This is a genomic window from Foliimonas ilicis, from assembly GCF_039939195.1.
Lineage (GTDB): Bacteria > Pseudomonadota > Alphaproteobacteria > Rhizobiales > Rhizobiaceae > Foliimonas > Foliimonas ilicis.
In genome coordinates this window covers 246,838-270,570 of record NZ_JBDUUH010000005.1, presented here as the reverse complement: position 1 = coordinate 270,570, position 23,733 = coordinate 246,838, and the positions used below count along the sequence as shown (strand labels likewise).

Annotated in this window: 20 protein-coding genes and 1 pseudogene; 12 read left to right on the top strand and 9 right to left on the bottom strand. The window is 56.5% G+C overall.

From position 1 onward, the window contains the following. Nucleotides 1–59 precede the first annotated feature (59 nt). Together ctlX and ABFT80_RS13570 are read right to left on the bottom strand one after the other, a co-directional pair. Nucleotides 60–992 (bottom strand): citrulline utilization hydrolase CtlX, encoded by a 933-nt coding sequence (gene ctlX, locus ABFT80_RS13575; protein ID WP_347972457.1) that lies wholly within the window; start codon nt 990–992, stop codon nt 60–62. Between the two features lie 19 nt (nt 993–1,011). Then, nucleotides 1,012–2,055: an ornithine cyclodeaminase gene (locus ABFT80_RS13570; protein WP_455189937.1), complete on the bottom strand. Its 1,044-nt coding sequence runs from the start codon at nt 2,053–2,055 to the stop codon at nt 1,012–1,014. 147 nt (nt 2,056–2,202) lie between these two features. On the opposite strand from ABFT80_RS13570, the gene ABFT80_RS13565 reads away from it, so the two are divergent. Then, nucleotides 2,203–2,646, top strand: coding sequence for an Lrp/AsnC family transcriptional regulator (locus ABFT80_RS13565; RefSeq protein WP_347972455.1), 444 nt, complete (start codon nt 2,203–2,205; stop codon nt 2,644–2,646). Nucleotides 2,647–2,663: 17 nt separating this feature from the next. On the opposite strand, the gene ABFT80_RS13560 is transcribed toward ABFT80_RS13565, so the two are convergent. Continuing rightward, nucleotides 2,664–3,590 (bottom strand): LysR substrate-binding domain-containing protein, encoded by a 927-nt coding sequence (locus ABFT80_RS13560; protein WP_347972454.1) that lies wholly within the window; start codon nt 3,588–3,590, stop codon nt 2,664–2,666. Between the two features lie 177 nt (nt 3,591–3,767). On the opposite strand from ABFT80_RS13560, the gene ABFT80_RS13555 reads away from it, so the two are divergent. Both ABFT80_RS13555 and ABFT80_RS13550 read left to right on the top strand, forming a co-directional pair. Beyond that, complete coding sequence (locus ABFT80_RS13555) at nt 3,768–5,021, top strand: aromatic ring-hydroxylating oxygenase subunit alpha (RefSeq protein ID WP_347972453.1); 1,254 nt, start codon at nt 3,768–3,770, stop codon at nt 5,019–5,021. Continuing rightward, nucleotides 5,011–6,102 carry a hybrid-cluster NAD(P)-dependent oxidoreductase gene (locus ABFT80_RS13550; protein ID WP_347972452.1) on the top strand — a complete coding sequence of 364 codons (1,092 nt, stop codon included), beginning with the start codon at nt 5,011–5,013 and terminating at the stop codon, nt 6,100–6,102. Before ABFT80_RS13555 ends, ABFT80_RS13550 begins: the two co-directional genes overlap by 11 nt. 21 nt (nt 6,103–6,123) lie before the next feature. Here the strand turns inward: ABFT80_RS13550 and ABFT80_RS13545 are convergent, their stop codons facing one another. Continuing rightward, nucleotides 6,124–6,723, bottom strand: a complete 600-nt coding sequence (locus ABFT80_RS13545; protein WP_347972451.1) for a dimethylsulfoniopropionate lyase — start codon at nt 6,721–6,723, stop codon at nt 6,124–6,126. A 51-nt stretch (nt 6,724–6,774) separates the two neighbouring features. After that, the gene (locus ABFT80_RS13540; RefSeq protein WP_347972450.1) at nt 6,775–8,811 is read right to left on the bottom strand and encodes an NADH:flavin oxidoreductase; all 2,037 of its coding nucleotides are present in this window, start codon (nt 8,809–8,811) and stop codon (nt 6,775–6,777) included. Nucleotides 8,812–8,949: 138 nt separating this feature from the next. Between ABFT80_RS13540 and ABFT80_RS13535 the strand changes: the two genes are divergently transcribed. The 5 genes from ABFT80_RS13535 to ABFT80_RS13515 all read left to right on the top strand — a co-directional run bounded on the left by ABFT80_RS13535 (nt 8,950) and on the right by ABFT80_RS13515 (nt 13,538). Then, entirely contained in the window at nt 8,950–9,609 is a 660-nt protein-coding gene (locus ABFT80_RS13535) for a TetR/AcrR family transcriptional regulator (RefSeq protein ID WP_347972557.1), read from the top strand. Continuing rightward, a complete protein-coding gene (locus ABFT80_RS13530; protein ID WP_347972449.1) occupies nt 9,606–10,430 on the top strand; it encodes a pyrroline-5-carboxylate reductase family protein in 825 nt (274 codons plus the stop codon). Before ABFT80_RS13535 ends, ABFT80_RS13530 begins: the two co-directional genes overlap by 4 nt. Before the next feature lie 74 nt (nt 10,431–10,504). Beyond that, entirely contained in the window at nt 10,505–11,506 is a 1,002-nt protein-coding gene (locus tag ABFT80_RS13525) for an ABC transporter substrate-binding protein (protein WP_347972448.1), read from the top strand. Nucleotides 11,507–11,605: 99 nt separating this feature from the next. Further along, nucleotides 11,606–12,493: an ABC transporter permease gene (locus ABFT80_RS13520; RefSeq protein WP_347972447.1), complete on the top strand. Its 888-nt coding sequence runs from the start codon at nt 11,606–11,608 to the stop codon at nt 12,491–12,493. Continuing rightward, nucleotides 12,486–13,538, top strand: a complete 1,053-nt coding sequence (locus ABFT80_RS13515) for a quaternary amine ABC transporter ATP-binding protein (protein ID WP_347972446.1) — start codon at nt 12,486–12,488, stop codon at nt 13,536–13,538. The genes ABFT80_RS13520 and ABFT80_RS13515 overlap by 8 nt, the downstream gene beginning before the upstream one ends. 89 nt (nt 13,539–13,627) lie before the next feature. On the opposite strand, the gene ABFT80_RS13510 is transcribed toward ABFT80_RS13515, so the two are convergent. Beyond that, nucleotides 13,628–14,518, bottom strand: a complete 891-nt coding sequence (locus ABFT80_RS13510) for a LysR substrate-binding domain-containing protein (RefSeq protein ID WP_347972556.1) — start codon at nt 14,516–14,518, stop codon at nt 13,628–13,630. Nucleotides 14,519–14,577: 59 nt separating this feature from the next. Between ABFT80_RS13510 and ABFT80_RS13505 the strand changes: the two are divergent. Both ABFT80_RS13505 and yghX read left to right on the top strand, forming a co-directional pair. Further along, nucleotides 14,578–15,887: pseudogene (locus tag ABFT80_RS13505) on the top strand (aspartate aminotransferase family protein). Nucleotides 15,888–16,091: 204 nt separating this feature from the next. Further along, nucleotides 16,092–16,979, top strand: coding sequence for a YghX family hydrolase (yghX, locus tag ABFT80_RS13500; protein WP_347972445.1), 888 nt, complete (start codon nt 16,092–16,094; stop codon nt 16,977–16,979). A 43-nt stretch (nt 16,980–17,022) separates the two neighbouring features. Here yghX and ABFT80_RS13495 read toward each other — a convergent pair whose 3' ends face one another. Both ABFT80_RS13495 and ABFT80_RS13490 read right to left on the bottom strand, forming a co-directional pair. Further along, nucleotides 17,023–17,913 (bottom strand): isocitrate lyase/PEP mutase family protein, encoded by an 891-nt coding sequence (locus ABFT80_RS13495; RefSeq protein ID WP_347972444.1) that lies wholly within the window; start codon nt 17,911–17,913, stop codon nt 17,023–17,025. A gap of 10 nt (nt 17,914–17,923) precedes the next feature. Next, nucleotides 17,924–18,691 (bottom strand): SDR family NAD(P)-dependent oxidoreductase, encoded by a 768-nt coding sequence (locus ABFT80_RS13490; RefSeq protein ID WP_347972443.1) that lies wholly within the window; start codon nt 18,689–18,691, stop codon nt 17,924–17,926. A gap of 174 nt (nt 18,692–18,865) precedes the next feature. Between ABFT80_RS13490 and ABFT80_RS13485 the strand changes: the two genes are divergently transcribed. Then, nucleotides 18,866–20,176 (top strand): MFS transporter, encoded by a 1,311-nt coding sequence (locus ABFT80_RS13485; protein WP_347972442.1) that lies wholly within the window; start codon nt 18,866–18,868, stop codon nt 20,174–20,176. A gap of 68 nt (nt 20,177–20,244) precedes the next feature. Next, the gene (locus ABFT80_RS13480; protein WP_347972441.1) at nt 20,245–20,970 is read left to right on the top strand and encodes a GntR family transcriptional regulator; all 726 of its coding nucleotides are present in this window, start codon (nt 20,245–20,247) and stop codon (nt 20,968–20,970) included. Between the two features lie 40 nt (nt 20,971–21,010). On the opposite strand, the gene acnA is transcribed toward ABFT80_RS13480, so the two are convergent. Then, complete coding sequence (gene acnA / locus ABFT80_RS13475; RefSeq protein WP_347972440.1) at nt 21,011–23,674, bottom strand: aconitate hydratase AcnA; 2,664 nt, start codon at nt 23,672–23,674, stop codon at nt 21,011–21,013. Between the last annotated feature and the right edge of the window lie 59 nt (nt 23,675–23,733).

Below are 23,733 nucleotides of genomic sequence, written 5' to 3'. Positions count from 1 at the left end.
CTGATTACAGTGCAAGATAAAAGCCGCCGGGATTTGACTGGCGGCTTTTATCAATCTGATTAGCCACGCGGCATCAGGTGGATGCCGGCAAGCGTACAGCGTACCGATCCGCCAGCGCGCTCGATGGTCGGGATATCCAGCGCAACAAGCTTCGCGCTTTCTTCGATTGCAGCGATTTGATCGACATCCAAAGCCGCAAGCGCTGTTGTCGATAGCGCCAGAATTCGTCCCTCTTTCCCCTGAAGTTCAATCGCATTGCCTGCGAACTGAACGATCTGTGCATTGCTGAGCGCGATTACCTGACGGCCAGAGCGTTCGAAACGCGCAACGATTTCCCGCCGCCGCGCCTCGGCGGTGATCATGTCGAGTCCGATCATCGCGAAGTCCGTCGCTACGCACATCAGTACGTTGGTATGGTAGACCGCGACGCCATTGCCGTCAGCGGCGTCGAATGCCATCGGCTCGAAGTTGAACTGGGTGCAAAAGCGTTCAAGAGCGATCGGATCTGTCCGATCGGAACGCACCGCATAAGCAACACGGTCGATATGATCGAGAACCATCGCACCCGTGCCCTCGAGAAACAGGCCGTCAGGTTCAAGGCCGGAATAATCGATGACCTCCTGAACGCGGTAGCGCTGTTTCAGCAGTTCGATCACATCGTTGCGCCGCTCCAGACGCCGGTTGACCGCTTTCATCGGATATATGGCGACATGGCCGCCAGCGTGGGTGGAAAACCAGTTGTTTGGGAAGACCGAGTCCGGCGTCTGCGTCCCCGTATCCTCGAAAACATGCACGGTGACACCGTGGTTTTGCAGGATTTCCGCAGCTCGCGTTACTTCTGCATAGGCAAGCGGCGCGACGTCGATGCTGCCGTCGTCCCTGGCTTGAAACAAATTGTCGGCCGCCGTTTCGGTGTTGACGGTAAAATGGTGCGGCCGCACCATGACGACGGCGGAGGGCGCCTGAATGGAATATGTCGGACGTTTGGACATAGCTCTTGCTCCTGAAAAATCAGCGCGCGCGCTGCAGCATGCCGAACAGATCGCGCGGATCGTCCGGATCGGCTATGATGTCGAGGTTCTGAAAAAAGTCGGTGCCAGCCAGACGGTCGCGAACGTAACGCAACGCGGAGAAATCCTCAGTCGCGAAACCAACACTATCGAATAGTGTGATCTGACGCTGATCCTTGCGGCCTGGCAATTCGCCTGAGACAACCCGCCAGAGCTCAGTCACCGGGAAATCCGCCGGCATCTGCTGAATTTCTCCTTCGATGCGCGTCTGGGGTGGATATTCGACGAAAATATCCGACCGCAGCAGAATGTCTTTGTGGAGCTCAGTCTTGCCCGGACAGTCGCCGCCGATCGCATTGATATGCACACCGGATCCAATCATATTGTCGGTAAGGATCGTAGCAAGTTGCTTGTCGGCCGTGCAGGTTGTGATGATATCGGCGCCTTCAATTGCCGCCTCTGCAGAGGCACATGCAATAATCTCAAGTCCGAATCCCGCGAGATTGCGAAGCGTCTTCTCGGTGGCGCTACGGTCAATATCGTAAAGCTTTACCGTCTCGACACCGCAGACCGCTTTCATGGCAAGGGCCTGAAATTCGGCTTGTGCGCCGTTGCCGATCATTGCCAGAGTGCGCGCGCCTGATGGCGCCAAATGTCTTGCAGCCATTGCCGACGTCGCCGCAGTCCGCAGCGCAGTCAGCATCGTCATTTCGGTGAGAAGTATCGGATATCCTGAAGATACGTCGGCAAGCATACCGAAAGCGGTGACGGTCTGAAGCCCTTCGGCTGTATTTTTAGGGTGACCATTGACGTATTTGAAGCTGTAAATCTTGCCGTCCGAGGTCGGCATCAATTCGATCACCCCATCATGCGAATGGCTCGCAACGCGCGGCGTCTTGTCGAAACTTTCCCATCGTCGAAAATCTTCTTCGATAACATCCGTCAGGTCACGCAAAAGCGTCTCAACACCAATATGGTGGATAAGACGCATCATGTTGTCGACGCTGACAAAAGGCACCGTTGCCTTGTCGGATGGTATGGACATTGTCACTTTGCTCTCCTGGAAACAGGACTTCTGTGAGCAAAAGCTACAACCTCATCATGCTCGCCGAAATCTCAATTCTGTGCTATTTCGGCCAGTAGATTGTAATTTTTGACACTCGGAATATCAAAATTCACATCAGGAAAATCGATGATCGACGACATCGCCAAATACGCTCCCGATCAGCTTGACCAGATGATCATCGCACATCTGCGCGTCGATGGCCGGGCATCGCTTGCAAAGCTCGCGGAAGCAATCGGAGTTGCACGCGGAACAATTCAGAACAGACTCGATCGCCTGCTGTCGTCTGGAACGCTGCTGGGTTTTACCGTGCGGGTCCGGCAGGACTATGACGATAAAGCCGTCCACGCGGTGATGATGATCGAAGTAGTCGGAAAGTCGACGACGCAGGTGATCCGCAAGCTTCGCGGCATACCCGAAATGCACATGCTTCACACGACCAATGGCAATTGGGATCTCGTCGCAAATATCAGAGCATCGAGTCTTGCCGAATTCGATCGCGTATTGCGTGAGGTCAGGATGATCGATGGGGTCGCAAACAGCGAGACAAGTCTCTTGCTCAGCAGTGTCTGAAAGGGCCGAGGCCTATCTCATAGAGGGCTGGCCTCGAAAGATACTCCAGCCTCACGTTTCAGCCATTCGGCGAATTTTTCGACTGGGCTGGTTTTCGCACGGCGTCCGGGAACGACGATAAAATACCCGTTGCGGGTGACCATCGAATGAGGCGTTATCCGAACGAGCCTATTCTGGTTCAACAAATCATCAACGAGCCGCCGCCAACCGAGCGCGATCCCCTGCCCGTTCAATGCGGCATGTATGGTCTCGGTATAGAAGCTGCAGCGCATACCGGATGAGCGTTTCGGAGCTTGAACGGAGAATGCTGCCAGCCACTCGTTCCATCCGGTCCAGGCGGGATCGTCCGTGTCGTGAGAGATGAGCGGGCAGCGGACCAGTTCTGCCAAATCCGAAATGTCTCCCAACCGCTCTGCATATTCCGGGCTGCATACGGGAAATATTTCATCGTCGAACAGGAAATCGGCTTTGCCGTCCGGCCACATGCCATTGCCGTAACGAATGGCAAGGTCGACGTCGCCATCGCCTACGCTGGGTGACTTGTCCTGAGATATGATCCTGATTTTTATGTCGGGATATTGCCGTGAAAAGCCGGACACCTTCGGCAAAAGCCAGAATTGCGAGAACGACACCGTGGCCGATATGGCGAGTTCTTCCTCTGAAGCGTCTCTGGTGATGCTCGAAATGGTTTCGGCAATCGAATTGAGGGCGCTCGTTGTGGAAGAAGACAGCGCCAAGCCTTTTTCAGTCAGCTCGATTCTTCGATGAAGCCTGCGAAACAGAGGAAAGCCCAAGGCTACTTCGAGCAGATGAATCTGCCGGCTGACGGCCGCCTGAGTGACGCCCAGATCCGCCGCTGCCCTCGTGAAACTCCCAAGGCGCGCCGCCGCTTCGAAAACGGTCAGCCCGGTCAGTGGAGGAAGCCGTCTTCTCAGTCCGGTCATTACGAGAGCTCCAACCGATCGATCTTAATCGAAACTCGCACCGTTTGCGTCACTTACACTGCCGCACGTGCCACCTCATTTGCATCACTTTTCCTTATGTGAGGCAAGCACATTTGTGCCGTTGAGACCGGTGGTTCTTGGTGTCACCATGAGGCTGACCTGACTTTAGGGAATGTCATGCTGGACAGAGTAGTACCCACCATCAGCTCGCTTCTGAACGCTCGTGTGCAAGGGCACTCTTTGCCGGCCGGACTGTACACAAGCGAGGACGTTTTCGAGGCGGACCTCGACGTGTTCTTTCGCAAACATTGGATCTGTGTCGGCCTTGAATGTGACGTTCCGGAACCCGGAGATGCAACCGTCATAGATATTGGCAAGAGCAGCCTGATCTTGCTTCGTGATGATGACGGAGCAATCCGCGTCCTGCACAATGTCTGCCGTCATCGTGGCTCACGATTGCTCGACGAGGGCACGACGATCATATCGAAGCTCGTTTGCCCCTATCATCAGTGGACCTACGAGCTTTCGGGCCAACTCGTCTACGCACCGCATATGGGCCGCGACTTCGACAAGGAATGCCGCTCGCTCAAGCAGATCGCATTCAGATCGATTGGCGGGCTCATTTACGTCTGTCTTTCAGACGATCCGCCAGCGGATATCGATCGGCTTGAAGAAGTTATGGCGGAGCGTCTCGCGCCATACGATATTGGCAACGCAAAAGTCGCTCACCAGTGCGACGTGATCGAACATGGCAATTGGAAGCTCACGCTGGAGAACAACCGTGAATGCTACCATTGCTCGGCAAACCATCCCGAACTTTGCGTATCTTTCGTTGATCTCGATTTCGGTTTTGACCCGGATAGTTTGAGCCCTGAGGACAGGGCGCAGGCAGAGGAGCATCTGGCTCTTTACGCCGAACGAACCAGCAGATGGGAGATGGAGGGTCATCCATCGGCAGCTGTAGAACAACTGTTGGATTGCGCCACCAATTTCCGCACACAACGCCTGATCATTGCAGGCGCCGGCGAATCCCAGACGCCAGATGCCACCGCAGCGTCGTCCAAGCTGCTTGGAACCATGACGCGCAAGGATCTCGGCGATACCCATTTGTGGGGACACAATAGCTGGAAGCATTTCATGGGCGACCATGCGGTCGTGTCGATCGTCATTCCGCTCTCTGCCGGAAAGACACTGGTGCGGACAAAATGGCTCGTTCACAAGGACGCCGTGGAGGGCGTCGACTACGATCTGGACAAGTTGACGAGTGTCTGGCTCGCGACAACCGATCAGGATTCAGAGCTCGTTTCCCGCTCACAGGCAGGTATTATGGATCCTGCTTATACACCCGGCCCTTATTCTCCCTTTTCAGAAACTAGCCTCGATAAATTCGCGACGTGGTACATCGACCGGATGCGGGCGCATGGATACTAAAACGCTGTCACCCACGCTGGAAGATGTCCGTTCGATGGGTTTTTGGGACCCGGAAACGGACGACACATTGCTGTGCCTGGATGTCCATCAAGAGACACACGACGTAAAGACGTTCACGTTTGCATCGCCTGATGGCAAGCACTTCAATTTCAAAGCGGGCCAGTATTTTCTTTTCGACTTCAAGATCGGGTTCGAAGATGAGAGCCGGTGCTACAGCATCTCGTCATCGCCGAAGCGCAGCAGCACTTTCTCGATAACTGTAAAGCGCGTAGCCGGAGGGCGGATTTCCAACTGGATGCACGACAATTTTTCTCCGGGCTTTACGGTCAAGGCTAATGGCCCATTGGGCAGCTTTGTCCGGCCGTCGGCGGGGAACAGGAAGTTCCTGCTTCTTTCGGGCGGTTCAGGGATTACTCCAGTTATGTCCATGGTTCGAGAACTGGCGGATACCTGCGAGCAGGCCGACGTGATTTTCGTGCATGCGGCGCGTACGCCAAAGGATCTGATCTTTCGGGAAGAACTCTCCTGTTTGGCTGGCAAGCTCAAAAACCTGCGTCTCCATTTTTTGCCGGAGCAAGTGGAAAATGAGCCATCATGGCCCGGATTGGCCGGTCGAATTTCGCCGGAGTTCTTGAAGCTCGCAGTGCCGGATCTCAGCGAGCGCATCGTCATGTGCTGCGGGCCAGCGCCTTTCATGTTGGCGGCCCGCAAGATTGCCACCGATGCGGGAGTTGCAGCTTCGAATTACATCGAGGAGAGCTTCGACGCCGCGGTAATCGACATTGCCCCAAACATCGCCGCAGAGATGGAAACAACGACACTTTTCGCGGTCGAATTCTCAAAACAGGCGCGCAGGATCGAGGTGTCGAGCGAGCAGACGGTGCTGTCATGCGCCAAGAAGGCGGGCGTCAGGATTCTCTCATCCTGCGCAAACGGCGTCTGCGGCACCTGCAAGTCGCGGCTTGTGTCCGGCGCAGTCGATATGAAGCACAATGGAGGAATCCGCCAGCGAGAAATCGATGCGGGATTGTTCCTGCCCTGCTGCTCCAAGCCTATGAGCGATCTCGTGATCGATCGTTAAGCGCGGGTTATTGTTCAACTCTCAATCGACTTGTGCGCGCAAAAGCCAGAAAGCAAAAAGCGGCGTATCAAGAGATCGCATCGCGTGCTTTATGCCGGGTAAATTATAAAACGATCCGCCGATACCGGGAGAAAACCAATCCCCGTCGCCTTGCCGGAACTCACCCTCCGACAGCACGAGATACACTTCTTCAGGCGCGTGATCATGATCGGGATAACGAACATTTGGGGCCAGTAGGCTAACGCCAAGCCAAACGTCGTCGCTTTGCTCCAGACCTCCCGGACCGATGATCATTGCATTGGCATGACCCTTTGCGAAATTCGCGCTCGCAGTGCCGTCATTCTTCGTACGAACGCGCCATTCGAGCTTTGGCTCGATCCCCTTGAAGCTGTCTATAAGCCTCTGCAGGGAAGCATGATGTGTATTTACAGCAAGGGCCGTATCCAGCTCTTCGCAAACCGCCAGACGGACGCCCGGTCCGGTGCGTTGCTCGCCCGGATGTTCAAGAGCGGCAAAGACTTGGCTGACCGATGCTCGTGACGATGACGTGCTCGCGAACTGACCATAGGCCGCAGATGCCGCATCCAGAAACGACTGCAAACTTTCACTGCGCGCTGCCATTGCCTGCCTCCCCGGAACATTCAAACTTTGAAATTCGGCCTATCTCAATTGTTAGATGTCTTTTGCGATCCTCAGCCCATCGTAGATGGCCGCATGCGTATTTCTCGCTGCCACGGCATCGCCTATGCGGAAGAGCTGGAAAACGCCATCGGCATTGTCGACGCGCGACTGCGGTCGTCCTGCAACGAGATCTTCGTGAGATACCGCGCCAAGGTTCCGCGACATCGGCTTTAGGTCGAAGTACAGCTCGTCAAGGGGAATGGTGCCGTGGTTGACGACGATCTGGTCAAACTTCCGCTCCTTGCGAACCCCGCCATAATCGCTGCCTATAATTGCCAATAACTGGTTGCCTTCCTTGCGAACCTCTTCCAGCCGGAAGGTCACGGTGAAAACCGTGTCGAGCTTTTGCAACGATCGCATATATGGCACCAGATTCATGGCCATCACCTCCGGTGCAAACGCGCGGTCGGGAGTCATGATCTCGACCTTGGCCCCTGACGCCGCGATGACCTCGGCCGCCTGAAGGCCGGAGTGGTCGCCGGCATCGTCATAGACAAGGACGTTCAATCCGGGCTTCACGTCGCCCGCGATAATGTCCCATGACGACACGACCAGCTCGTTTCCGCTCGAAAGTACGTCCGTGTGCGGCAGCCCGCCTGTCGCGATTATGACCACGTCAGGCTGTTCGGCGAGGATCGCGTCTGCATCCGCCCATACATTGTAGCGGATTTGAACGCCAAGCTTCTCGCACTGAGCCAGCCGCCAATCGATGATGCTGATCATTTCATGGCGTCTGGAGCTTTGAGCGGTCAGCCTGATCTGGCCACCTGCCTGTCCGGCTGCTTCCAGCACGACGACGTCGTGGCCACGTTCGCCCGCGACACGCGCCGCTTCAAGCCCTGCTGGTCCCGCACCGACAATCAAAACCTTTCGCTTGTTTGCAACCTTGGGAATGGTGTGCGGCATTGTAAGCTCGCGCCCTGTCGCGGCGTTGTGGATGCAGTATGCCGCGCCTCCCTGATAAATCCGGTCCAGACAGTAGTTCGCACCGACGCAAGGGCGGATTTCGTCTTCGCGCTTTTCGATGATCTTCCGGACGATGTGCGGGTCCGTCATGTGAGCACGGGTCATGCCGACCATGTCTACTTTGCCCGTCGCAATGGCGTGGCGTGCAGTAGCAACATCCGGGATTTTGGCGGCATGGAATGTCGGGAACTGAGTGGCCGCGCGGATTTCTCCGGCAAAATCGAGATGCGGAGAATTGGCCATACCCTGAATCGGGATGACGTCCGTAAGACCCGCATCTGTGTCGATGTGCCCGCGGATCACGTTCAGGAAATCGATGAGCCCGCTGCTTTTGAGACGTTTGGATATCTCGAAGCCTTCGTCCTTTGCGTTGCCGCCAGCAAGTTTCTCATCGGCAGTGTAACGAATGCCGACAATGAATTCCTGCCCTACCCTGTCGCGAATTGCCTGCAGCACCTCGAACATGAACCGCATGCGGTTATCAAGCGTGCCGCCATATGGCCCATCCAGCGTGTTCGTCAGCGGGGAGTTGAACTGGTCGATGAGGTGGCCATAGGCCTCGAGCTCAAGGCCGTCCATGCCAGCGGCTTTCATACGTTCCGCGGCATCGGCGAAGTCCTTGATGACGCGCGCGATATCCCAGTCTTCCATCTTTTTTGGAAACGCCCTGTGGGCCGCCTCCCGTTCGTGTGACGGAGCCACGACGGGCAACCAGTCGCCCTTGTCCCAACGTGTCCGGCGACCCAGATGCGTTAGCTGGATCATGACCGCCGTGCCATGTTCATGGCAGGCGTCCACAAGGTCCTTGAGCCAAGGTACGACCTCATCCTTATACGCCAGGATGTTGTTGAACACGGGCGGACTGTCGAGCGATACTGCGGCGGACCCCGCGGTCATGGTCAGCGCCACGCCGCCCTTTGCACGCTCGACATGGTAGGCGCGGTAGCGCTCCTTAGGCATTCCGTCTTCAGGATACGCCGGCTCGTGCGACGTCACCATTATTCTGTTCTTCAGCGTGAGATGCTTGAGTTTGTAGGGCTGCAGCAGTGGATCGCCGGACATTTTTACCTGCCTTGAAAAGGGATCAGGCCGATCAAATCCCAAAATGTACACCTATGTCAAGATACCGTATACTATCGTCAACTTAGTTGACACATGTGTTGACAGCGTGCATCCTCCAGGTGTCGAAGTGGAAATTGCCTGGAGGCAGATTTGAACGAGACAGTATGGCGAGGTTCAAAAGAAGTCTGGCTGACAAGCGCCTACGACGCCTTGATTGATGCAGGCGTCGATGCCGTACGAATCCTCCCCATTGCTAAAAAGCTTAATCTGTCGCGAACGAGCTTCTACTGGTTCTTTGCTGATCGCGAAGCGCTTCTAAGCACTCTCAGGGAGAGCTGGAAGGGCCGCAACACTCTTGGAATCCAGCAACGCTGCGAAGCATATGCCGAGACGATAGCGGAGGCGATGCTCAACGTATTCGACTGCTGGCTCGACACTTCGCTTTTCGATTCACAATTCGAGTTTGCGGTGCGCAGTTGGGCTCTTCAGTCGCCGGAAGTGGCTGCAGAAGTTGAAGAGGCTGACGAAGCGAGAATTGCCGCTCTAACCGCAATGTTCATTCGGTTCGGCTTTCCGCAACTGGCAGCCGAGGTACGCGCCCGTACGATCTATCTCGTCCAGATCGGATACATTTCAACGAACACGAAAGAGAGCCTTGCAGTGCGTATGAGGCGCATACCGTCATACGTGGAAATCTACACCGGTCATGCTCCGCAAAGACGCGAAATGGAAAGATTTGCATCTCGCCACAACTTTATACTTGACCCCGCACAGGCGACCGAGGAACTCGCTCAATGAGCGCGGCAGGGGTCGTCGGCATTGTCGGCGGCGCCGGCTGGTTGGGAAGTGCCATTGCGACGCGGGGATTGTCGGCGGGAGTTCTCAACTCATCATCTCTCATCATTTCCTCTCGATCACCTAGAGTATCCCGGTTTCCAGACTGGCCGAAAATTATCTGGACCGCCGACAACGAAGAATTGGTCCGCCGCGCGGATGTCGTCATTTTGTCGGTGCGACCGCACCAGTTTGCAAATCTCTCGCTTAATCTTGAAAATCGTCTGGTCATTTCAGTCATGGCTGGCGTCTCCATGGCGACGCTTGAGCAGCGATTGAAGACAAACCGCATTGTCCGCGCCATGCCCAATGCCGCTGCCGAAATCGGCCGCTCATACACGCCTTGGGTCGCAGCAGACGGCGTTACTGCTTCTGATCGTGGCTTCGTTGGCGCGCTGATGTCCAGTTGCGGAGAAGAAGACGAAGTCACGACAGAGCTGCAGATCGACTACTTGACCGGGCTGAGCGGATCAGGCCCGGCGTTTCCCGCGCTTTTGGCTAGCGCGATGCTGTCACATGCCGAAGAAAATGGAATACCGTCGCACGTCGCAAAAAAAGCTGTTCGCGGCGTAATCTGCGGGACAAGCGGCCTGATTAATACCGATGAATTTATGCCGGGCAAAATCGTCGAAACCTTCATGGAGTATCAGGGTACGACGGCGGCAGCCTTGCGTGAAATGATCCGTGCCGGTCTTCCCGGCGCGGTCCACGCGGGACTGCAAGCCGCAGCATCAGCCGCCGCTGACATGGCGTCCAAGACAAATAAGCCTGCAGGATATTCCTGAAGGAACGGAAGCCGCGGATGCGTCGCCGTCGGCTTTACAGAGTTACTGACGCTAAAAAAATGGGAGCATAAAGAATGAAACGCATCTTACTCGCATCTTGTCTGGCTTTCGCCAGCCTCAGTCTCGCATCCGCCGCCTCAGCCGCAGAGTGCGGTGAGGTTTCCATCGCCAGCATGAACTGGCAGAGCGCAGAAGTGCTCTCCAGTCTGGACAAATACATCCTCAACACGGGTTACGGATGCAGCGCCGAAATTACAGTTGGCGATACGGTTCCGACACTGACGTCAATGTCGGAAAAAGGTCAGCCCGATATTGCGCCTGAGGCTTGGATCGACCTGCAGCCAGAGGTCGTAGAACGCGGCCTCAAGGAAGGCACGATCATCAAGGCCGCCCAGTCACTTCCCGATGGTGGCGTTCAAGGCTGGTGGATTCCGAAATACATCGCTGACGCCAACCCCGACATCAAGACCATCGAAGATGCCCTGAAGCATCCAGAACTCTTCCCCGATCCGGAAGACCCAAGCAAAGGTGCGCTCTACAACGGGCCGCAGGGCTGGGGCGGAACGGTTGTGACGTCGCAGCTTTATAAGGCGTTCGAAGTCGAAAAAGCCAATTTCACGCTGGTTGACACCGGTTCTGCAGCAGGTCTCGATGGCTCGATCGCCAAGGCATATGAGCGAAAGCAAGGCTGGCTGGGTTATTACTGGGCACCCACCGCACTGCTCGGAAAATATGAAATGTTCCGGCTCGATCCCGGTGTTCCTGTCGATGCAGCCGAATGGAAGCGCTGCATCACAGTGGCAGATTGCTCTGATCCAAAGAAAAATGCGTGGGCCACGGACCCAGTATTCACGCTTGTCGCCAAATCCTTCGCGGATCGCGCCGGACCAGAGGTCATGGATTACCTGAACAAGCGCTCCTGGAGCAACGATACGGTCAACAAGCTGATGGCCTGGATGACCGACAATCAGGCTACGGGCGAAGCAGCCGCCAAGCATTTCCTGCAGGAGAACGAGGATTTGTGGAGCAAATGGGTTTCTGCTGACGCCGCTGAGAAGATCAAAGCGAGCCTCTAAGCATACCGGGCGGGCGGCAGATCATGCCGCCCGCCCCAATATCATAACGGACAAATGAAGTCCGAAGCCAACACCATAAAAATAAGAGGGGTGTAAGCGATGGAATGGCTGACTACGTTCCCGCATCTCGACGATGCGTCACTGACCGCACTGAAAAAGTCCATCGATGAAGGTTTCCGCGCCTTTACCCGCGCCTACGGCGGCGGGATCGAAACCTTCTTTCAGCCACTGCAGTTTTTCCTGATTTACTGCGAGCGCCTGATGACGCGCACGCCGTGGCCGATCGTCATTCTCGTAATCGCAGTACTGGCATGGCTTGCCAGCCGAAGCATAAAACTGGCGCTTGGATGTGTCGTGATGCTTTTGTTGATCGGTTTCTTCGACATGTGGGACGACACGATGAAGACCATCTCGATGATCTTCGTTTGCACGGTTCTTGCCATTGCTATCGGCCTTCCGCTGGGCATTGCCATGTCGCGCTCCGACAGGCTCCAGAACACGGTAAATCCTGTGCTGGATGTGATGCAGACCATGCCAAGCTTCGTTTACCTGATCCCCGTGGTCATGCTGCTTGGTATTGGTCGCGTACCGGGGCTTATCGCCGTCGTCATCTACGCGATCCCGCCTATGATCAGGTTGACCAATCTGGGTATCCGACTGGTTGATAAAGACGTACTGGAGGCTGCCGACGCTTATGGCTCATCGGGCTGGCAACGTCTCTTCAAAGTGCAATTGCCTCTGGCGCTACCGACAATCATGGCGGGCATCAACCAGACTATCATGATGGCGCTCGCCATGGTGGTGATCGCGGCGATGATCGGCGTGCAAGGCCTTGGACAACCGGTGCTGAAAGCCATTTCCAACCAATATTTCACGCTCGGCATGTTTAACGGTCTCGCCATCGTCGGCATCGCCATCATCTTCGACCGCGTTAGCCAGGCTTATGGACGCCGTCTGCAGCAGCACATGGAGGTGGCACATGGATAGCTCCAGCGGAAACAGCACGGGCATCCAGATACGCAACCTGTTCAAGATCTTTGGCCGGTCCGGGGTCGACCACGTCGAAAAAGTCCAGCGCGGAATGAGTAAGACGGAGTTGCTCGAAAGGCATGGACATGTGCTTGGCCTCAAAGACATCAACATTGATATGCCCGCCGGATCTATACAGGTGATCATGGGTCTGTCGGGTTCGGGAAAATCAACGTTGATCCGGCATATCAATCGGCTGATCGACCCCACCGTCGGCCAAATCCTGGTAGAGGGAACGGATGTAGTTACATTCAATCCACGCGACCTGCGTGATTTCCGGCGCCACAAGACCGCAATGGTCTTCCAGAAATTTGGGCTCTTGCCTCATCGAAACGTTCTGGAAAACACCGTCTACGGTCTTGAGGTGCAGGGCATGCCGCGCGCACGCCAAGTCGATGCCGCTATGAGATGGATCGAGCGTGTCGGCCTAACAGGCTTTGAGGACCGCTACCCAAATCAATTGTCAGGAGGCATGCAGCAACGAGTAGGGCTAGCGCGGGCGCTCGCAAACGATGCCCCAATCCTGTTGATGGACGAGGCGTTCTCGGCGCTCGATCCATTGATACGCGCCGACATGCAATCGGTACTGCTCGACCTCCAAAAGGAAATCCGCAAGACGATCGTTTTCATCACTCACGACTTGGATGAGGCACTGCGGCTAGGTGACGGCATCGCCATTTTGAGAGACGGCGAGATCGTTCAGCAAGGAACCAGCCAGGATATCGTTCTGCGGCCAGCAGACGATTACATCGCCTCCTTCGTGAAGGAGGTAAACCGCGGCCGTGTTGTTCGCGTAGCATCAGCGATGACGCTGCTCAAAAACGGCGACACCGGATCGAACGTTTCCATTGCGGCAGAAGCAACTCTTGAGACCGCCGCTTATACTTTTAGAGAAAATGACGTCGACAAGCTGACCGTCGTGGACGACACGAACATTCCCGTCGGCACCATCAGTCTGCGCGAAGTCATGAATGCCATGGTGACGACGGAACGCCTTACGTAGTGAAGATGCATAGGGCATTTCGACCTTGCCGCCACCGCGTCGATAAGACAACCTGTGTGATCAACTGCCTGGTGTTTTCTTCGAAGCCGTTATTGCAACATAGGTAGAACGGCACGGATATGGTCGCCCAAGGTCTGGGCCGCCAAAGACGGTCGTGGCTCAGCGAACTCTATTCCGATACCGATTGTCGGCAGTTGTGGAAGGCCGTTCGTGACGATGTGCAGATCCGGCGGGACGGCAGTCCGCGTCAACACGCTGATTGCATGGCCCGAGCGCGCGATCGCGATCAGACCGGCGAGGCTGTTGCTGGCGAAGGCAACCCTGTAACGGCGACCGGCAGCCTCCATGGCGTCGCACGCGGCACGATAGTCGAGCGTCATCGGCGCAGACAGCGCCAGTGGTAGAGTGGCGTGGCCGAGTACCTCCGGCCGCGCGGTGTCAGCAACCCAGACGAAGCTTTCCTTCGTAATGGCGTCGGGGTTTGCCGGATCGGACAGAGACACCAGAGCTATATCGAGCCGCCGCTGGTGAAGCAGCGGTCGAAGCTCGGTTGTGGGCGCGCAGACCATGCGCAGCTCGACATCGGGATTGAGCGCGCAGAACCCCTTCAACAACGCAGGAAGGAAACTCATGGAATAGTCTTCCGGGCAGCCGAGGCTCACCGAACCTCTAAGCGCGGTGCCGCTCATCTCGGCCATTATCTCGTCGTGCCGGGAAAGGAGTTGCCCGGCGTGCGCCAGAAGCTTCTCGCCCGCCGTCGTCAAACGCACGCCCGAGCCACTGCGATGCAGGAGCGCCTGTCCAATCTGGTCTTCCAGACGGCGCATCTGCATGCTCAGTGCAGATTGCGTGCGCCCTATTTGCACAGCAGCCAGGCTGATCGAGCGCATATGCGCGACAACCGCAAAATTACGAAGGACGGCGAGGTCGAGAGGCTGCACGGGATCAATCCGATTGATATCCGAATAGAACAATATCAATTTGCCTGACGTAGCAAGAGCAGCTACGCGTTGGAGACGGCCATCCAAGAGGTAATCCAATGTCGCTGAACGACGATCCGGAATTCTGGGCGTCCGCCCATAAGCATCTCACACGCTACGGCCCGAGTTTCGAAACGATCATCGTCGAGAAAGCCGAAGGCAGCCATGTCTACGATGCGGATGGACGGGCGATTCTCGACTTCACCTCCGGCCAGATGAGCGCCGTGCTTGGCCACACGCACCCCGACATTGTGGCAACTGTCCAACGGCAGATGGCATCGGTCGCCCATCTCTTCAGCGGAATGCTTTCTCGCCCCGTTGTCGAGCTTGCCCAGCGGCTTGCCGGACATGCGCCCGGTCTAGACCGCGTGCAGTTGCTCACGACCGGTGGCGAATCCAACGAGGCTGCCATCCGTATGGCAAAGCTCGTTACAGGCGGCCACGAGGTCGTTGCCTTCGCGCAGAGCTGGCACGGCATGACCGGTGCGGCGGCTTCCGCCACCTACAGTGCCGGCCGGCGTGGATACGGCCCGGCGGCAGCGGGATCCTTCGTCATTCCTGCGCCAAACGCCTATCGCCCACGCTTTACAAAGCCCGATGGCTCCAACGACTGGCAGGCTGAACTCGATGACGCATTCGAGCTGATCGACCGGCAGACGACAGGCAACCTTGCGGCCTTCGTTGCCGAACCCATCCTGTCGAGCGGAGGCATACTGGAACTGCCGCTTGGCTATCTTGCCGCACTGAAGCGCAAATGCGAGGAGCGCGGAATGCTCCTTATCCTCGACGAGGCGCAGACCGGTGTCGGGCGGACCGGACACATGTTCGCCTTCCAGAGGGACAACGTGACGCCCGACATCCTGACCTTGTCGAAAACACTGGGAGCCGGCCTGCCGCTCGCCGCCGTAATGACGTCGGCCGAGATCGAGCAGAAAGCTTTCGAGCGCGGCTTCCTTTTCTACACCACCCATGTTTCTGACCCTCTGCCGGCGGCAATCGGTGTCAGCGTTCTCGACGTGGTGGAGCGTGACGGGCTGGTCGAGCAGGCCATCAAGCTTGGCAAGAGGCTGAAGGACGGAATGCTTTCGCTGCAGCAGCGTTTCGAATGCGTCGGCGACGTGCGCGGACGAGGCCTCCTGCTCGGACTCGAGATCGTCACCGATCGCCAGACAAGGCGCCCGGCTTCGAGCTCGGTGCGCGCGTCATGGAGGAAGCGATGCGGCGCGGCCTCAGCATGAACATCGTCAAGCTACCCGGCATGGGCGGCGTGTTCCGCATAGCGCCACCGCTAACGGTGTCGGACGCCGAGATCGATCGCGGTCTGGAGATCATGTCAGACGCCATCGATGCCGCAAGCAAAACGCGCTGAGAAGCCAATCTAATAAAAGCACGTTCGCCGTCCGAACAGGCGGCGGACGCTCCCTGTGTCGCATCTTCGTGGCACCGAAATAGCGCCGAAGCGGCCAAATATTGCAGTTGAAGCCAAAAATCACTGTCGGAAATGTGAACTCCGAGAGAAACATCCTGGCCTATGATGCCGATAGTGCGCATAGCAAAAACGGCAGGAGGCAGTATGACCCGGCTCACAGCAAAGGACTTTCCGCAGGAACTGCTGGAACTTTATGACTTCTACGCTCATGGGAAGATCACCAAACGAGAGTTTATGGATCGAGTAGCCAAGTTCGCCGTCGGCGGCATGACGGCAGCTACCATCCTCAGTTCACTCAGCCCAAATTATGCGATGGCTCAGCAGGTAGAGTTCACCGATCCCGACATTTTGCCGGAATACATTACCTACTCTTCAGAGAATGGACATGGTGATGTCCGCGCCTATCTCGTGCGCCCGGCGGCGGCAAGCGGACCGGTTCCCGGAGTCGTTGTGGTGCACGAAAATCGTGGCCTCAATCCCTATATCGAGGACGTGGCACGACGCGTTGCCAAAGCGGGTTTTGTAGCTCTCGCACCTGACGGTCTCACTTCCGTTGGCGGCTATCCGGGCAATGATGAAAAGGGCCGGGAACTACAGCAGTCTGTTGATCCAGAGAAACTGATGAACGACTTCTTTGCTGCCATCGAGTTCATGACGAAAAGCGATCTTACGACAAGCAAAATCGGCATAACGGGTTTTTGCTACGGTGGAGGTGTCTCCAATGCTGCAGCAGTCGCCTACCCTGAACTTGCAGCCGCGGTGCCATTCTACGGGCGGCAGCCGCGATCGGAAGATGTACCGCGGATCAATGCGCCATTGTTGATCCACTATGCCGAGAAAGATACGAGGATCAACGAAGGCTGGCCAGCCTATGAGGAAGCGCTAAAGGCAGGTGGCAAGACATACGAGGCGCACATCTATCCGGGCGTCAATCACGGCTTTCACAATGACTCTACGCCGCGCTACGATGAGGCGGCAGCCAAGCTTGCCTGGGAGCGTACCATCGCCTGGTTTGAACGTTACCTCGCATAGCCTCTCATGCATCGAAGCCCGCATCTTGGAACGTCGGCGTGGCTTACCCTTTGGCCGGCCAGCCGAACTGATCGTCCCATTCATCGTAGGCCGCAAGTCCGGTGATCTCGCTGAAATGCGGGTAGCTAATCATGTCGCCAGCTCGCGCTTTCGGTGTTCCGTCGTTCTTCAGGACGGTCAGCGTATCCTCGATCGCCTTTACCGCCGAAAACAGCGTCGAAAGCGCGTAGAAGATGACGTTGAAGCCCAAGCCTTCGAGATCGGCTGCGGTTAGCGCCGTCGTCTCGTTGCCATCGACGATGCTGACGACCTTGGGGCCGCTGACATGTTTTGCCACTGCTTCGATATCAGCGATCTTCTTGATTCCATCGACGAAGACGAGATCGACGCCGGCATCCTGGTACATTTTGGCGCGACGGATGGCTTCCTCCACACCTTCGACCGGCAGCGCGTCTGTGCGCGCGATGATCAGCATGTCGTCCGTGCCTCGCGCTTCAATCGCCGAGCGCAGACGGCGAACATTCTCTTCCGCCGAGATGACACGCACGCCGCTGCGTTGTCCGCAACGCTTGGGCATCTGCTGGTCTTCAAGATGGATCGCCGCAACGCCCGCCTGGATATATTCCTCCACAGTGCGCTTTATACTGGCAGGACCGCCATAGCCGGTATCAGCATCGGCGATGACCGGAATATTGACCCCTCGCACCATATCGCGGGCGTGGGTGGTCATTTCAGTTTGGGTGAGCAGACCGATATCCGGAAGCCCCAGCCGCGATGCGGTGGCGCCGAAGCCGGTCATGTAAATGGCCGGAAAGCCCGCGCGTTCGATCAGCCGAGCGGTGAGTGTATCTGGAGCTCCCGGTGCCTGAAGTATGGAGCCAGACGCAATAAGTGCCTTGAGCTTGCCTGCCTGTGTCATACGTGTCTCTGTCATGATTTTACTCTCAGCGTCCGCCCGAAACATCGAGAACCACGCCGGTAATATAGGCGGCCTCCGGCGACATCAGCCAGACAGCCGCATCCGCGACTTCGTCGGCCGTGCCGAGCCGCTTCAGCGGGATGAGATTGGCCATCGCCTCGATACTGGCCGGATCGGCAAACACGTCCTTCTGGATTTCCGTGTTGATCACGCCCGGCGCCAACGCGTTGACGCGTATATGCGGTGCCAATTCCTTGGTGAGCGCGTATGTGAAGGACGCGATCGCGCCCTTCGTCGTGGCATAGGCGATGTTGCCGACCATGCCGCCCGTGCGCGCCGCAATCGACGAGAGATTGACGATGGACCGATCTGATTCCGCTCGCGGCGTGCGGATGAAGGCACTGGAGACGTTGAAGACGCTTTTTAGATTGACGGACAGGACGCGATCAAGCTCGCTCTCGTTGAATTCCGCCGCCGTCATGCGATTGCCGATAATGCCGGCATTGTTCAAGAGATGATCGATGCCGCCCCATTTCGATGCGACAGCCGCCGCAGCTTCATCGACCGCCGCCTTGCTTGAAACATCGACTTTCGCGCCGAGCGCCCGGTCTCCATAACGTTCCTCGCATTCAGAAATCCGTTCAGCGTTGATATCCCAGATCACGACCCGGGCGCCGAGCGCGACAAGCTTGTCTGAGACGGCTCGGCCTATACCAGAGGCGCCACCGGTCACCAGAACCACGCGATCGTTGAAGAAGGTCGATTGGATTTTCCCTGGCTGGAAATGCTGCATGCTTCCTCCTGATAGCCGGTTCGCACCTTTGCGGTTTCGTCAAAGAAACGCTGCACAAGGCGGAATGTCAACTAGGGTACTAGATTAAGTACTCCACTTGCGCATTCTAGTTTGTAGGTTTATATCGCCGATCGGGAGGCCTGCAGTCGCAGGTCACATATCTGGGAGGATGCCATGGCGGATGCCGTCAGCGCTCAAACTGCCGTGGTCGATGCAAGCCTGCGCGATCGCACTATCAAAAAGCTCAATATGCGGATCGTGCTGTTCGCATTCGTCTGCTTCATCATCAACTACCTCGACCGCGTAAACATCGGCTTCGCCGCGCTTCACATGAACGAAGACATCGGGCTTACGCCCTACATGTTCGGCCTTGGCGCAGGCATCTTCTTCATCGGCTACCTGGTGTTCGAAATTCCCAGCAATATGATCCTGCACAAGGTCGGTCCGCGGATATGGATCGCCCGCATCATGGTAACCTGGGGCATCGTGTCCTGCGCCATGGCATTCGTGCAGGGTCCGATATCCTTCTACATCCTGCGCTTCCTTCTGGGCGTTGCTGAAGCCGGCTTTGCCCCCGGAATCCTTCTGTACCTGACCTACTGGTTCCCGGCCAAGGAACGCGGCAGGGCGACCGCGCTGTTTATGACCGCTACGGTCATTTCGATCGTCATAGGCGCTCCGCTTTCCGGCTGGCTGATCGATGCGGGTGAAGGCCTTGCCGGTCTGCATGGCTGGCAGGCTATGTTCCTGCTTGAGGGCTTTCCCGCCGTCCTGCTTGGAATCATGACCTTCTTCTATCTGGTCGATTCTCCGAAGACGGACACCAAGTGGCTGGCGCCTGACGAGCGCGCCTGGCTTCTCCAGCAGCTTGCCGAAGATGAGAAGAACACTCAGCCCGACACGCGCCACAGCCTGCGAGAGATTTTCCGCGACCATCGCGTCTGGCTGCTGACGATCGTCTACATGTTCAACGGCATCGCGGTTTACGGCGTCATCATGTGGCTACCGCAGATCGTCAAAAGCATTGGCAATCTGACGACGCTTCAGACGGGCTTCGTCTCTGCAATACCGTTCGTCTTTGCGGCACTCGGCCTCGTCCTCATCTCGCGAAACTCGGACCGCACCGGCGAACGCAAGTATCACACGGCGATCGCCGGGCTTTTCGGTGGCCTGTTTCTTGCTGCCAGCGCGCTGGTTCCGAATACCTATGTCGCCATGCTGCTGCTTTGTGCCTGCGCCTTCTTCCTGTGGTCTTATCTCGGCGTGTTCTGGACGCTGCCGACGCAGTTCCTTTCGGGCGCCGCTGCAGCCGGCGGACTTGCGGCCATCAACGGCTTTGCCCAGATTGGCGGCTTCACCGGTCCTTATATCGTCGGCTGGGTCAAGACCGCCACTGACAGCTTCTCACTGGCGCTGCTGACGCTGGCAATCTTCCCGATTATCGGCTTCTTCGTCTGCATCAGCTTGAAAGCCAGAAGGGATTAGTCGAAGGTATCGGCGGCTGCTCCAGGGTCGCCGCCGATACCTGCTCCGAAAGAAGGGCCCCATCAAGAATGCGGAAACCGGCCAAAAAGCCTCAGAAGGGACTCGCAATTACGATTGCGGACAAGATTCGCGCGGCTATCGTCGATGCGGAATTCGAGTTCGGCGAAAATCTTTCCGAGGACATTCTGGCCAATGCTTTCGAAGTCAGCCGTACTCCGGTTCGCGAAGCCTTGAACCTCCTGCAAATGGAAGGCCTCGTTAGTATCGTGCCTAAATCCGGCACCTACGTCTTCACGCCGACACTGGAAGATATTGCCGAGCTCTGCGATTATCGCACCGGCCTCGAGCAGCAAGCCGTCATGTTGACTCCCGATCACGAGCTTCCATCACAGGCCGCCAAACTCCAGGAAATGCTTGGCGCTATGACCGAGGCAGTCGACAATGACGACATGCGCGCCTATGGCCGGGCAGACACGGAATTCCATCTCGTTTTCTTGCGCGGCTGCGGCAACCGTTATTTGCAGAACGCGTATAATCTCGTCCTCGGCAGGGTCGCGGCACTGCGCACCCATCTCGCCATAACGGCGGAAGGCGAGCCAGATCGCTCCTATCTGGATCACAAGGCAATGATTGCTCTTCTTGCCAGCGGCGAACGGGGCCGCCTGTCGGCAACATTGCGGGCACATATCCTTCGGACCAAAGACAATTATCTCAATGTATTCGAGAAGATGTCGGCCGCCAAAGGCGATGTCCGCACCGTCAGACTGCGACGCCGCCTGGCAATTGCAGGTTAGTCAGGCCGAAGGTTGGGAAATTGAGACCGGGGACTTCACGTTAGGTCGACTTCGGGTGCTGAACACAATTAAAGGTATTATTTTCGTTATGCCTCCCACCACCATGCCGAGCTTTCGCCTGTGACAATATCAATGGAATTACACCGCCTGCGACGAGTTGGTCGATTTCCATCACGGTTTCCACAGCAGCAATAACATCGAATTCCCGCACTTCACCCGTCGCACGTTTCAACTGCATCTTTACTGACCCACGCGGCTCTATGAGTTCGGGATCGGCATTGATTTCCAGCCGATCGCCGGGCGCTATCGGAAGGATGTCTTTCGCGAAATTGCTTGGCAGAATTAACGGAAGAACACCCATAGCGATCAGATTTGTGCGATGAATTCTCTCAAAACTTGCTGCTAGCACGGCCGACACACCGAGTAACGCAACACCTTTGGCCGCCCAATCACGAGACGACCCCATCCCATATCGCTCCCCGGCAATTATGATGAAACGCTGACCGTCCTCACGATACTTCTGCGAAGCTTCCCGCAATGTCATAATCTGATTGCTTGGCGTGTGGATTGTCGTGGCTGGTGCCAGTCCTTTCTCCAAGAGGTTTTTGACGGAGCGGTTTTCGAACAGGCCACGCACCATCGTCTCGAAATTTCCCCGTCTTGCCGCAAACACGTTCAAGTCGATCGGGTTCTCGCCTTCGTTGATAAGGTACTGTCCAGCTTCACTTTTTTTCGGAATCTGACCGGCCGGAGAAATATGGTCTGTTGTAATGTCATCACCGAGCACGAGAAGCGGTGCCGCCTCGTATTTGCCCAATCGGGTTTCGCCACCGCTGAACGTGAATGGCGGGCGACGGATATATGTCGAATTTTCGTCCCAAGGGAAAAGCTTGGTCTTCGGCTCATCCAGATTTTGCCAGGACTTGTTGTTCCACGCTTCGTCGAACGCGCCGGAAAAATCCGCGGCATCCGCCGATAACCTTAGGCAGGCATCGATCTCTTCGCCTGTGGGCCATAGGTCAGACAACAACACCTCATGGCCATCGGCAGAAACTGCGATCGCATCTCGCCTTATATCGCGTTGCATATCACCACAAAGAGCAAAGGCGACGACCATCGGTGGAGATGCCAAAAACCCCAAATCCAGAAACGGATGAACCCGGCCAGGAAAATTCCTGTTGCCTGAAAGTACCGCAACGTTCGCTTTTCCTTGCGAGATGGCATTTTCGATAGACTTCGGGAGAGGCCCGGAGTTGCCGATACAGGTCGTGCAGCCAAAACCTACAATGTCGAAGCCGACAGCCTTGAGATCATCGAGCAGGTCAGCGCGTTCAAGATACCGTCTTGCTGCAGGAGAACCGGGCGCAAGCGACGTTTTAACCCAGGAGGGTGGCTGAAGACCGAAAGCCCGCGCCTTTCTTGCAACCAGTCCGGCAGCGATTAGCAATCTGGGATCAGACGTATTGGTGCAACTCGTTATCGCGGCAATCGCGACAGCGCCGTCGGGGATCTCCTCACCATCGGCCGGACTTTTAAGCTTACGTCCGATTGCATTCTCAAGGGCACTTTGCGCTTTCGAAACTTCGATCTGATCCTGCGGCCTTCTCGGCCCTGCCAAACTTGGCTCGATTTTAGAAAGATCCAGCTTAACGACACGCGTAAACGTCGGACGCTCTTGCGGATCGAACCAAAGATGAAGTTGTTTTGCTGCCGCCTCCACAAACTGCACATGTTTGGCGTCGCGGCCCGTATCGATCAGGTAATTCACGGACTGACGGTCGATGGGAAAGAAGCCCGTCGTGGCCCCGTATTCAGGTGCCATGTTTGACACGACGCCACGGTCGCCTGCCGTAAGCGAGACCACCCCCGGTCCGAAAAACTCAACGAACTCGCCCGTGACACCGTGGTCTCTCAGCAATTTTGTCACGACCAGCGCGACATCGGTAGAAAGCACCCCATCGCTGAGCGCCCCGGTCAAATGCACGCCCACCACTTCAGGCAAGCGCAAGGTCACCGGTAATCCGAACATTACTCCTTCAGCTTCCAGCCCGCCGACACCCCATCCCAACACACCGATAGAGTTTATCATCGGTGTGTGGCTATCGGTGCCGATCAGCGTGTCTGGAACGGCGAACGTTTTCGAACCGCGGCGTTCAGTGGTGATTACCGTCGCCAGTTGCTCGAGATTGATCGTGTGCATGATGCCTGTGCCGGGCGGGTTCACCCGGAAGCCCGGCATTGTTGAGCTTGCCCATTTCATAAGACGATAGCGCTCAGCGTTGCGCTTCATCTCGATTGCCATATTCGAGGCAAAAGCTTCCGAACTGCCGTAGCGATCTACGGCGACCGAATGATCAACCGAAACATCGACAGGGATTCTTGGGCGAAGGATATCGGGATCTCCTCCCGCTTCGGCTATCGCGTCTCGCATACCCGCAATATCGACCAGAGCTGGCGTGCATGTCGTGTCGTGCATCAAGACACGACCTGGGTGAAATTCGATCTCGGATTCGCTCGTCCCTGTCTCAAGCCATTTCAGAAAGACTCGCCGTACAGTCTCTGAATTGTCGCTGCCATTGCGGAGGAGGTTCTCAGCCAGAATACGCAGGACGTGTGGCAGCTTGATCAAATCATCGCCGAAAACCCGTTTCAAATCGACGATCTCATACGCCTCGTCAGATAATGAAAAGCTAGTGGTAGACATGCGAGCTCCACGCCGGCGAGCCCTTTGGCTCACCGGTGAATTGATTTTGCAGACAAAGA